At 64.0% G+C, this 11,492-nt stretch carries 11 protein-coding genes; 4 read left to right on the plus strand and 7 right to left on the minus strand.

Going from position 1 to position 11,492, the window contains the following annotated elements:
• On the minus strand, positions 1-1,176 hold a 1,176-nt coding region (locus JWQ89_RS15225; RefSeq protein WP_299642350.1), incomplete at its 3' end, for a YcjX family protein.
• A 102-nt stretch (positions 1,177-1,278) separates the two neighbouring features.
• On the opposite strand from JWQ89_RS15225, the gene JWQ89_RS15230 reads away from it, so the two are divergent.
• Entirely contained in the window at positions 1,279-1,710 is a 432-nt protein-coding gene (locus tag JWQ89_RS15230; protein WP_299642352.1) for an SRPBCC domain-containing protein, read from the plus strand.
• A 175-nt stretch (positions 1,711-1,885) separates the two neighbouring features.
• Here the strand turns inward: JWQ89_RS15230 and metA are convergent, their stop codons facing one another.
• Both metA and JWQ89_RS15240 read right to left on the minus strand, forming a co-directional pair.
• Entirely contained in the window at positions 1,886-2,803 is a 918-nt protein-coding gene (gene metA, locus JWQ89_RS15235) for a homoserine O-succinyltransferase (protein ID WP_299642354.1), read from the minus strand.
• A gap of 56 nt (positions 2,804-2,859) precedes the next feature.
• Entirely contained in the window at positions 2,860-3,726 is an 867-nt protein-coding gene (locus tag JWQ89_RS15240) for an ATPase (RefSeq protein ID WP_299642355.1), read from the minus strand.
• A 237-nt stretch (positions 3,727-3,963) separates the two neighbouring features.
• Here JWQ89_RS15240 and JWQ89_RS15245 point away from each other — a divergent pair, with 237 nt between their 5' ends.
• The 3 genes from JWQ89_RS15245 to JWQ89_RS15255 all read left to right on the plus strand — a co-directional run bounded on the left by JWQ89_RS15245 (position 3,964) and on the right by JWQ89_RS15255 (position 9,148).
• On the plus strand, positions 3,964-5,721 hold the full coding sequence (locus JWQ89_RS15245; protein WP_299642356.1) for a flagellar hook-basal body complex protein: 1,758 nt from the start codon (positions 3,964-3,966) through the stop codon (positions 5,719-5,721).
• Positions 5,722-5,786: 65 nt separating this feature from the next.
• Positions 5,787-7,634, plus strand: a complete 1,848-nt coding sequence (gene flgK / locus JWQ89_RS15250) for a flagellar hook-associated protein FlgK (protein ID WP_299642358.1) — start codon at positions 5,787-5,789, stop codon at positions 7,632-7,634.
• Between the two features lie 32 nt (positions 7,635-7,666).
• On the plus strand, positions 7,667-9,148 hold the full coding sequence (locus JWQ89_RS15255) for a hypothetical protein (RefSeq protein ID WP_299642359.1): 1,482 nt from the start codon (positions 7,667-7,669) through the stop codon (positions 9,146-9,148).
• Positions 9,149-9,224: 76 nt separating this feature from the next.
• On the opposite strand, the gene flaF is transcribed toward JWQ89_RS15255, so the two are convergent.
• The 4 genes from flaF to JWQ89_RS15275 form a co-directional block, all read right to left on the minus strand.
• On the minus strand, positions 9,225-9,596 hold the full coding sequence (gene flaF / locus JWQ89_RS15260) for a flagellar biosynthesis regulator FlaF (protein ID WP_299642360.1): 372 nt from the start codon (positions 9,594-9,596) through the stop codon (positions 9,225-9,227).
• Positions 9,586-9,972 (minus strand): flagellar biosynthesis repressor FlbT, encoded by a 387-nt coding sequence (gene flbT / locus JWQ89_RS15265; RefSeq protein WP_299642362.1) that lies wholly within the window; start codon positions 9,970-9,972, stop codon positions 9,586-9,588. The genes flaF and flbT overlap by 11 nt, the downstream gene beginning before the upstream one ends.
• A gap of 89 nt (positions 9,973-10,061) precedes the next feature.
• On the minus strand, positions 10,062-10,433 hold the full coding sequence (locus JWQ89_RS15270; protein WP_299642363.1) for a Crp/Fnr family transcriptional regulator: 372 nt from the start codon (positions 10,431-10,433) through the stop codon (positions 10,062-10,064).
• A gap of 157 nt (positions 10,434-10,590) precedes the next feature.
• A partial coding sequence (locus JWQ89_RS15275) for a flagellin (protein ID WP_299642364.1) occupies positions 10,591-11,492 on the minus strand: 902 nt, incomplete at its 5' end.

An 11,492-nucleotide genomic window follows, 5' to 3' on the forward strand; every position in this document is an offset into this window, starting at 1 on the left:
CTCGATGACGCTCTCGCGCGTCGCACGGATCGCCGCGATGGCCATCGAGCGGGTCTGGGCACCGGCGAAGAGGGCCTTGCGCGCCGCGTCGGCGACGAGCCGGTTCATCACCGCCTCCAGCCGGTCGTGGCTCGAGGAATGGATGTGGTCCGCCTTGGTGGCGGCGAACAGGATGCGGTCGATGCGCCGCGCCACCAGTCGTGTCAACGGATTGTTGTCGCCCTGCCGGAAGCAGGCGAGGATATCGGTCAGCGCCGTTTCGAGGTCGGCGACCGCCGCAGGCCCGGCATTCAGCGCGCGCAGTGTATCCACCAGCACGACTTGGCGGTCCAGTCGCGCAAAATGATCGCGGAAGAATGGTTGGACGACGATCGCCTTGTAGGCCTCGTAGCGGCGCTCGAGCATGGCGTAGAGGCTCGACGAGCGCACCGGGCCGGCCGGCGACGGAAGGGGGGCGAAGGTGAGCGCGGGGCTGCCCTCGAGGTCGCCGGGCATCAGGAACCGGCCGGGGGGCAGCGTGCTCAAGGCCCGTCCATCTTCGCGGCTGCGTCGCAGGTAGTCGGTGAAAGCTGCTGCCAGCCGTTCGGCATCGACGTCGGTGGCCTCTTTCGACGCATCCGACTGTTGGAGTTGGTTCAAGTACCGTTCAGCTTCGGGACGCGAAAGGGGCAGCTCTGCTCGCCAAAGTGCCTGATCGCTCCATTCGGCGAAGCTCAATGACAGCAGCGGCAGGTCCAGTAGCCACTCGCCGGGATAGTCGACGATGTCCAGATTCAGCACCGTCGGCCCGAACATGCCCGACACCCAGCGCTTCGACTGGAATTTCAGCGTCAGCCGTAACTGGCTGATCTTCCTCGTCGATTCCGGCCAGTGCGGGTGCTTTCCTGTGAGCGCGGCAAGGTGCTGCTCATAGGCAAAACGCGGTATTCCCGCGTCCGGATGCTCCGCCAGCCGCGCCCCGATGAACCGCCCCTCGGTCAGCGCCGCAAACCCCGGCAACCGGCCGCCGGTCAGGAGGTTGTGGATCAGCGCGGTGATGAAAATCGTTTTGCCAGCGCGACTTAGCCCGGTAACGCCGAGGCGGAGGGTAGGAGTGAACGGGGCGGCCGCCGCATCGGCGAGGTTCCCCAGCGCGATGCCGATCTCGTCGGTGATGGTGGTCGGCGATTGCGGCACGGGCGCTCCTCAAGTCCCGTGCGAAGGTAGGCGGTCGCGGGCCGATTGCAAGGCGCAACCCTTGGCAGCTCCTCGCGTTCCCCTCTCCCCAAGGAGGACAAGATGCATAAACCTGTCGTTGAAGTCGACACGACCATTGCCGCCCCGCCCGCCAAGGTCTGGAAGGCCATGCAGCAGGGCGCCATGTTCCCCGGCACCGAGATCGATACCGATTGGAAGATCGGCCATCCCATCAAGTTCACAGGCGAATGGGAGGGCAAGAGCTTTACCGATCGCGGCGAAATCCAGACTCTCTCCGAGGCGAGGGAACTCAGCTTTTCGCACTGGAGCGACAAAGACGGCTCCGGCAAACGCCCGCCGAGCTACCATGTGGTAAAGTACCAGCTGGAAGCGACCGGCGAACGCACCAAGGTGACGCTCAGCCAGTTCAACGAGGGCAGGGAGACCGAGATCGACGCCAAGACCAAGGCCGAGTTCGAGAAGAACTGGACCATGATGCTGGCGGGGCTGAAGAAGACGGTAGAGGCGCACTAACGCCCCGCCACCACCAGCGGCAGAGGGCACTAACTCTCCGCTACCACCGGGTCATTCCCGCGAAAGCGGGAACCTCCGTTTGCCGAGGCTCCGCAAAAACAGAGGTCCCCGCTTTCGCGGGGATGACATCGGTGGGTTGGGAGAAGTCACCTCAGACGAACTGAACGAATTTCGTTTATTCGTTCAGTCCTATCTTCGCCAGGTCATACGGCGTCGTCTGGTAGATCTCGTTGATCCAGTTCTGGAACAGCAGGTGCGCATGGCTGCGCCAGCGGTTTTCCGGCTCCACCGACGTGTCGCCATTGGGGAACAGGTTCACCGGCTGCTCCGGGTTGAGCCCCGCCTTCACGTCCCGCTCGTATTCATCCGCAAGGGAACGGTTGTCGTATTCGAGGTGGTTCAGCATGTAGAGGGCCGGGCGGACCTTGTCCTCGAGCATGCAGACGCCGATCTCGTCATTGTCGATGAGAACCTGCAAGTCATTGGAAAGACTGGACCTATCGATGTCGTTATAGCGGCTGACGGGGATCATCGGGCTGTCCGAGAAGCCGCGCAGCCACGGCGTCGGCCCGCCCGCGAGCTTGTGCCGGAAAACCCCGAACGCCTTCTTGGGCATACGGTAGCGCTTGGCCCCATGGAAATGGTGCAGCGCCGCCTGTGCCCCCCAGCAGATGAACATGGTGTGGTGCGCATTGGTTTCCGTCCAGTCCATGATCTCCAGCATCTCGGACCAGTACTTCACCTCCTCGAACGGCATATTCGCGACCGGCGCTCCGGTGACGACGAAGCCGTCAAACTTGCGCCCGCGCACCTCGTCCCAGGTCGAGTAGAAGCTCTTGAGGTAGTCCTCGGAGGTGTTCTTGCTCTGGTGGTCGGTGACCCGCACCAGCGTCAGGTCGATCTGCAGCGGCGTCGAGCCGATGAGCCGGGCGAACTGCGTCTCGGTGCGCTCCTTGTTGGGCATCAGGTTCAACAGCCCGATCTGCAGGGGGCGGATGTCCTGGCGCGCGGCGCGGGAGGAGTCCATGACCATGACACCCTCGGTTTCGAGGGTCTTTCGGGCCGGCAGGTGGTCAGGTATGCGAATGGGCATGATGTGCCTCTAAGTGGGGTTGCGATCGGGGAGGGGAAGCGGCGCCGGTGACGGCGCTATCGCATTCGCTTCCTGATCGCCCCCGCCACGAGATCGAGGAACTCGTCGCCGTCGCGCACGGTCGCAAGGTCGCTGGCCTCGATGGTGTAGCCGAAATTGTCCGCCAATTGCTGGTAGCGCGGCAGCCGGTCCCGCAGCAGCGCCTCGAAGCCCCAGGCGCCGAAAGCATCCGGATCGACCTCGCTGTCGAGCCTCACCTTGTTCAGCTTCTTGAACTCGGCCCATTTCGCGAGGAGGAAATCCGGCTGATAATACATGGGCTTGGGGTGCTCGCGGAAGCGGCCGACGAGCTCCTCGGCGTCATGCTCGGTGCCGCGGATGTAAAGCAGCAGCGTGCTCGCCGTCAGCGCCCTGATCACCGGATCCTCGGCGTTGGCCGGGTCCACCACCTCGATCAGCGAGCCGCCGGTGTCCGCGATGAAGTTCGAATAATCGTACAGCTTGTCGGCCCGCTCGATGAAATAGGGCACGTCCTCGAGAGCTGCGATCTCGGCGATCCGGTGCTGCTCCTGGCGCCGCTGGTACTCCTCGAGCGGCAGCCCGCCCCGCTTCACGTCGCCGGGCCGCCCCAGATAGGTCGAGAGCGGCGCTAGGTTCGAGAACGTGATGTTGCTGTCGATCTTGATCGAGTCCGAGCGCAGCAGGTTGCGCAGGAACGGCACCTTCATGGCCTCGGCCTTGAAGTTGTCGACGATGAACTCGCCCATGTAGCGCGTGCCGATACGGTAATCGGCCGAATAGTGGAACCACTGGTGCTTGCGCAGCAGTGCCGCCAGCCAGGTCTTGCCGACGCCGGCCATGCCGAACACCGTCACGGCGTGACTCGGCGCGCTCAGGAATTCCTCGGCGGAGTTGAACAGCATAGGGCGGGTCCGGGTTGGCGCATCGATTTAGACGATGCGCGCCGATGCGACAAGGGCAGCGCCCGGGCGGCAATTCCTGCCGCCTCCCCCGGACTCTTTTGCCCTGTTCTCGCCACATCCGTTATCGCTGGAGCAAAATACCCAACAAATTCAACGTCCTCCGTATCTGGCATCCGCCTTGCATCATATCTGCCGAACCCGCGTGTCCGCACGCCAATTGGGGGTATGGAGCAAACTATGGGCATCTACGGCGCTCTTTCGACCGCAGTCACCGGGCTACGCGCCCAATCTTTCGCGCTCGAGAACATCTCGGGCAACATCGCCAACAGCCAGACCACCGGCTTCAAGCGCATCGACACCGACTTCGTCGACCTGATCCCCGATGCCCCGCAGCGGCGGCAGACGGCGGGCTCGGTGCTGGCACAGTCGCGTTCGACCAACAACATCCAGGGCGACGTCAAGGGCACCTCGACCGAGACCAACATGGCGATCAGCGGCAACGGCTTCTTCATCGTCGAGCCACCGATCGGCCAATCGGACGGCGACACGCTATTCGCCGGCGCCAACTACTACACGCGCCGCGGGGACTTCGAGCTCGACAAGAACGGCTACATGGTCAACGGCTCCGGCTACTACCTCAAGGGCCTGCCGATCGATCCGACGACCCAGAACATCTCCGGCTCCGTGCCACAGGTGCTGCGCGTCACCAACTCGTTCCTGCCGGCGCAGCAGACCACGGCCGTCAACTACGAGCTCAACCTGCCGCAGCTCCCCAAGACCGCGAAATACCAGCAGTCCCAGTCTGCGGGCAGCGAGCTGCTTGCCGCCACCGACTTCCTCACGCTGACGCCGGACACGCCGGCGACCGTATCGGGCGCGACGGCTGTCGGATCGGCGGCGTCGTCGACGATCGTGCAGGCCGGCGAACCGCTGACGATTGCGGTCAACGGCGTGCCGGTGAACTTCACCTTCAACAGTGGCAGCGGCACCACGGGCGCGGACATCGATATTTCTGTCGCGCCGACTAATACGGTCGACGGGCTCCTCGCGGCGATCCAGGCGCAGCTCCCCGCCGGCACCACCATCGCGCGCAACTCGAGCGGTGCCATCACCGTGACGGCCGCCGATGCCAACGACACGATTACCATCACCGATGGCACCATCGGCTCCTCAAGTTCAGGCTTTGGCCTTGCCGACGGCACCTTCAATCCGACGGTTTCGGCGGCCAGCGCGCTCGCGGCGCGCGTTCCCACCATCAGCGCCGATGACTCCGATGCCTTCGTCTCGCAGTCGATCTCAGGCGGCGCCATCACCGTCTATGCCGGCAACGGTGCGCCGACCAACGTGCAGATGCGCTGGGCCAAGGTGAACTCCACGGCCAATGGCGGCGGCGAGCGCTGGAACCTGTTCGTCCTCACCAATTCTGAGGCGACAGGTACCGGGACGGCTTGGACGAAGGTAGGCGGCGACTATTCCTTCGGCGCCGACGGCTCGCCCAATCCGGCGATCGAATACACCGACCTGCCCGGCCTCACCGTGAACGGAATCACCATCGGCGATGTGCGCTTGCAGCACGGCGCCCATGGCCTGACTCAGTTCGCCGACCAGAACGGCACCGCCGAGGTGACCACGCTCAATCAGAACGGCTACGCGGCAGGCGAGTACGTGTCGGTAGGGGTCAACGACAATGGCCGCGTGGTGGTCTCGTACAATAACGGCCAGCAGCTGGAAGTGGCCCAGGTCGTCACCGCCAACTTCAACGCCGTCAACGCCCTGAAGCGCATGGATGGCGGCGTCTATGCGGCGACCTCGGAATCCGGCGAGCCGCTGCTCGACAACGGCGGGGTCATCGCCTCCTCGCTCGAGGCCTCGAATACCGACATCTCCGAGGAGTTCACCAAGCTGATCGTCACCCAGCAGGCCTATGCGGCGGGCACGCGCATCGTGTCGACCGCCGACCAGATGCTGCAGGAAGCGCTGAACATGGTCCGCTGAGGCGGATCCTGAACGGTCCGGCGCGTAGGTCGCGCCGGACTCCAACTTGGCTGGAGTAGGCTGGAATGGGGCTGTCGGTAACCCTGAGCAATGCGCTCTCGGGCATGAAGATAGGCCAGAGCGCGCTCGATACGCTGTCGAACAACGTCGCAAACTCGGGCACGCCGGGCTATCACCGGCGTTCGATCAGCGTCATCGACACGCTCGGCGTAAACTCCACCTATGCCCGGGAAGGAGCGCTGACCCGCACCTTCAACCAGAGCCTGCAGCAGCACTACACCAAGGCGGTGTCCGACACCGGCTTCTCAAGCGTCAGGGCGAGCTTCCTCGATCGGGTGCAGACGCTGTTCGGCAAGCCCGGCACGGTCGGCTCGATCGATAGCGCCTACAACGACTTCGAGACGGCGCTAGCTGCCGTCGCGACGAGTTCCGACAGCTTCGCCAACCGCGCCGACATGGTGCAGAAGGCCCAGGTGCTGGCGGGGACGCTGAACCGGCTCACCACGGACGTCCAGTCGCTCCGCCAAGAGATCGAGAACAAGCTGGCGACGAGCGTCGACGACATCAACAACCAGTTGCAATCGCTGGAAAAAATCAACGGCCGGCTCTCGGATCAGGGTATCGATCCGGGGTCGCGGGCGACGCTCCTCGATCAGCGGGACCGCCTGATCGGGAGCCTGTCGGAGCAGCTCGATATCCGCGTCAGCTATCGCAGCGACGACTCCGTCGCATTGATGACCCGCTCAGGCGTCGGCATCCTCGACAGCGAGGCCTCCGTCTTCTCGTTCGTGAGCGCCGGCGCCATCAACGCCAACTCGCGGTTCAGCCCGGACGACGCATTGAGCGGCGTGGGCAAGCTGTCCATCATGACGCCGGCCGGGTTCGAGATCGACATCGTCAAGCAGAACGTCCTGAGCTCAGGGGAACTCGCCGGCCTGATCGAGCTGCGCGACAAGTCGTTGGTGCAGGCGCAGGACCAGCTCGATGAGATCGCCGGTTCCCTGGCGCAGGCGATATCGACCGACGTGACGGCCGGCACGCAGGTGACCGCCGGCCCGGCCAATGGCTACGAGGTCGACATCTCGGGTGTCCGCAACGGCAACGAGTTCAGCTTCAAGTACCTGCAGGGCGGGGCCGAAAAGACCGTCCGCGTGCTGAGGGTCGACGATACCACCAAGCTGCCGATCGACTATGTCGATGCCAATGGTGCGCGGGTGATCGGGCTCGATTTCTCCGGTGGACCAGCCTCGGTCGCGAGCCAGCTGCAATCGCGCCTCGGTGGCGGCCTCGTCGTTTCAAACCCCTCCGGCTCGACGCTTCGGATCATGGACGACGGTGCCGCCGGCACCACCGACATGCTGTCGCTCGAAACCAGGACCACCGCGACCGGCCTGCAGACGGGTGGTCTCGGGTTCTCGCTGTTCGTCGACTACAACGACACCGATTTCACCAATGCGCTCGACGGGGTCGGACAGAAGCGCGGTTTCGCCGGGCGCATCGCGGTCAACTCCGCCGTCGTCACCGACAACAAGCTGCTGGTCCAGTACACCCCGACGACATCGATGGGCGATGCCGACCGGCTCAACCAGATCGCCGAGAATCTCGACGGCATGCGCTTTGCCGGCGGGCTCGGGTTGACCGGAACGAGCAGCAGCCTGCGGCTTGCCGGCACGGTGAGCGACTTCATCGCACAGGCGATCAATTTCCAGGGCAACACGGCAGCTGCGGCGCTCTCGGACAGCGACACGCAGGAACTGACGCTCGATGCCCTGGGGACGCGCCTCGACAGCGAATACGGCGTCGATGTCGACGAGGAGATGGCGCGCCTGATGGAACTGCAGACCGCCTTCGCCGCCAATGCGCGGGTGATGTCGGTCGCGCAGGAGCTCATGGACTCGTTGATGCAGGTCTGAGGGAACGCATTATGACAAGTGTCGGCAAAACGATGTTCCCGCTCGCCAACGGCATCAAGAACATCACCTCCATGAAGGAGCGCTACGACAAGCTGCAATCGCAGCTCTCGTCGGGCGAGAAGGCCTCGACGCTGGCCGAGATGGGCTCGGACCGCTATTTCGACCTGGCGCTGCGGCAGCGTATCGCCCGGATCGACGGCTATCAGCAGTCGATCACGACGGTGAATCTCCGGCTCGAGGTGCTCGACACGGTGATGAGCCGGCTCGATACCGTCGAGGCGGACGCGCGGGCCGGGGCGATCTCCGGTGGGGGCGGCACGACCGGGATCAACTACCAGACCACGCCGACCCTCGCCGCGTCGCGGTTCGACGAAGTGCTCACGCTGATGAATACCGATATTGCCGGGCGCTATCTGTTCGGCGGCAACCGCACCGACGACCGGCCGGTGGAGACACCCTATGACCTGTTGAACGGCGTCGGTGGGCGGGCGGGCTTCAAGCAGGTGGCGGGCGAGCGGAAGCTGGCCGATCTCGGCACCGATCACCTGGGCCGGCTCGACATCACCTCGGCGACGGACACGGTGACCCTGGCCGAGGACGGCGTCCACCCGTTCGGCATGAAGCTCTCCACCATCTCGACGACGACGGCGAACATCGCGGTCACCCCACCCGCCGGCAGCCCCCCGCAGCTCACGGTGCAGTTCGGCACGCCCCTGCCGGTCGCTGGCGACAAGGTGCAAATCAGCTTCACGATGCCGGACGGCACCGAAGAGCAGATCAGCCTGACCGCGACCACCGGCACACCGATCGCCGGCGAGTTCCAGATCGGCGCCGATGCCGATGCCACCGCGGCGAGCTTCGGAACGGCCCTCACGGGGGCGGTGCAGCACCTGGCCGAGACCAAGCTGGTGTCCGCCTCGGCCTTCGCTGCAGCGGACAGTTTCTTCAACGGCCAGGGCGAGCAGGTAATGCGCGTTGCGGGCCCGCCCTACGACACGTCGACGGGCCTCGTTCCCGCCACCTCTGCCAACACCATGCTCTGGTACAAGGGCGAAGACAGTCCGGACCCCCGCAATTCGGTGACCGCCCGGGTGGGCGAGGGGACCGTGGTCGGCTATGGCGTGCAGGCGAACGAGAGTGGCATCGTCAACCTGGTCCGCACGCTGGCCGCGGTGGCGGTGCAGAACTTCCCGGATTCCGATCCGACTTCGGAGGAGCGGTACACGTCACTCATGCAGCGCAACTCGGCGCGACTAGCCGACACCAAGGACAACAATCCGGGATCTCTCGCTGCCATCACGGTGGAGCTGGGGCTGGCCCAGAGCACTGCCGGCGCCATCGACGAACGGCACACCGACCACACCGCGCAACTTGGAAACATGCTGGAGCGTATGGAGACGGCGCCGACCGAGACCATCGCCATGGAGATCCTGGCGCTGAAGACGCGGCTCGAGGCCAGCTACCAGACCACGGCGATGCTGAGCCAGCTGTCGCTCGTCAACTACATGAGGTAAACGGCGCTACGTGCCCGGGACAAATGAAAAAGCCCGCGTCACCGCGGGCTTTTTCATGCCGGCAATGTTGCCTCGATCAGCTCTGGCCGGCGCGCAGGCCGGTGGCGATTTCGCGGTTGATGTTGATCAGCACCGTGAGCTTGTTGGGTGACGGCTCAGCCTGGATGGTCATCGTCTGCTTCATCACGAACAGGCCGAGATTGGCGATGTTCTCGCGCAGCGACTTGGGGAGCGGGCTCTCGTCGCCGGTCACCGAGCCGAGGAAGACGGTCCACAGCTTACGGTTGAACATCAGCGCGGCGGTCAGGTCGTGGCGCTCGTTCTCCCAGTCGTCCCTGACGCGCTGCATCTGGCCGGCGGCTCGAGAGAGGAGATTCGCCTCGAGGAGACGAGGATTGATCGTCTGCCTGCCTACCTGCTGGTAGGCGAGCGCCGCACTATTCTGCATTTCCGAGGAGTTCCTGCTCGTACTGGATCAGCTTCTTCGCAGCCTTGAGAGCTTTGTACAGCGAGCCGGTTAATATCTCGTTATTGATTTCGTCAACAATGCGGATTGTTGATGGCGCCGCGGTGATGATGTCATTCACCAGCTGAAAATAGTCCTGCGTCAGTCGTTCGACGTTCTCGTGAATATACATGAGCTGGACGGCCAGGTAGATGCGCTTGGCGGGACTGTCTGCGGTCTCGAAGGTCAAGATGTCCTTCTCACGCAGGATTGGCGCCTTGCCGTCGATGAACAGGCGAGTGCGCTGGTCAGAGTTGGTGATGACGCAATTGCCGACGATCAGGCGTTCGCCCGGCTTCAGCTCGACTTTGAGGGACATGCCGTTGGTCCGACCCCGTGATTCCGTGGACCAGCATACTGCATGCCGCCCGTCACCAAAACGCTACCGGCGCATCCGAATGCGAGTGTTCAGGACGTCGCGGCGGTGGTGGCCCGGAGCCGGCGAGCCATGACGCGCATTAGGTTGAGCGCAAAGTAGGGCGTCTCGCCGACGAGGAAGATGAACTGCTTTTCGCTGAGTGGCACCAGTTCGCCGGCGGTCTTGCCAACGGCGCTCGCGCTGCGGAACGAATGGTCGATCAGGGCCATCTCGCCGAACACCCCGTCCGGTCCGACCGTCTCGAGTACGCGGTCGCCGAGGCGGATCTCGACTTCGCCGGACTTTACCAGGTAGAGCTGCCGAGCTTCGTCGCCGGCATTGAAGATCACCTGGCCGGCGGAGAACGCCTCGGTCGAGGTATTGGCGGTCAGAATGTGAAAGTCGATCCCGTGGCTGTTCATGCTCGATCCCTGTTGCGCACAAGCATCCGTCGAATATGACGACCGCGTGACGCCTTGATGACGGGCGATCTGTTCATCGCCAAAGGCAAATCGAGGGAATCCCAAAAAAGAAAAAGGCGGGCCGGAGCCCGCCTTCGTCCTGTCTTCGACTTGCTTGTTAGAACAGGCGCAGCACGGCCTGGTCGGCCTGCGAGGCCATCGACAGCGCCGTTGAGGACAGCTGCTGGCGGGTCTGCAGGGCAAGCAGGTTCGCCGCTTCCTCGTTGGTGTCGGCAAGCGTCAGGTTCGCCGCACCGGTCTCGAGGGTATTGATCATGTTCTTGGTGAAGTCCTGGCGGTTCTGCACGATCGACAGGTTCGAGCCGAAGGCCGAAGACTGCGACCTGAGGGTACCAAGAGCATCCGACAGGGTGCCAAGCTTCGCGTCGATCGACGAGTCGCTGTCGAGGTCCGAGTCGGCCACGGTGGTGATGCCAAGCGTGGTGTTGTTGATCGAGGTTGCCGCGCCGTCGGAATCCTTGGCCTGGATGTCGATGGTCGAGGTACCCGTCTCGTTGAACGTCAGCTTGAGCTTGTCGCCGCGCAGCAGGTTGATGCCGTTGAACGAGGCGTCATCAGCCAGCTTGTCGAGCTGGTCGCGCAGTTCGTTGAACTGCTTGGCCAGGTTTTTGCGGACGTCATTGCCACCGATTTCGGCGGTAGTGCTGCTGCCGTCGACTTCACCGTCGGAGCCAACGCCGGTCACGGTCAGCGCTTCGGTCGAGAGGTTCTCGATGCGGAGCTTGCCGTTGTCGTTGGAGGCGCGGACCTTGTCCTTCAGCGACGTGTTGGTGTTGATCTCGGAGACGAGAGCATCAACGGTCTTCACCGCGCCGGGGGCGACCGCCGCAACACCAGCCGCCGACGTACCGGCGTCGAGGCCGATGCCGGTGAGGGTGGTGTCGGTGTCGGCGTCGGTCTCGGAGAAGTTGGTCACCGCGACAGACGAGGAAGCGCCGGTGCTCGACGAGGTCAGCACCAGCTTGGAGCTGCCGATCGAGGCGGTAACGCCGGTGACGC

It is taken from the genome of Devosia sp. (assembly GCF_028290645.1).
GTDB lineage: Bacteria > Pseudomonadota > Alphaproteobacteria > Rhizobiales > Devosiaceae > Devosia_A.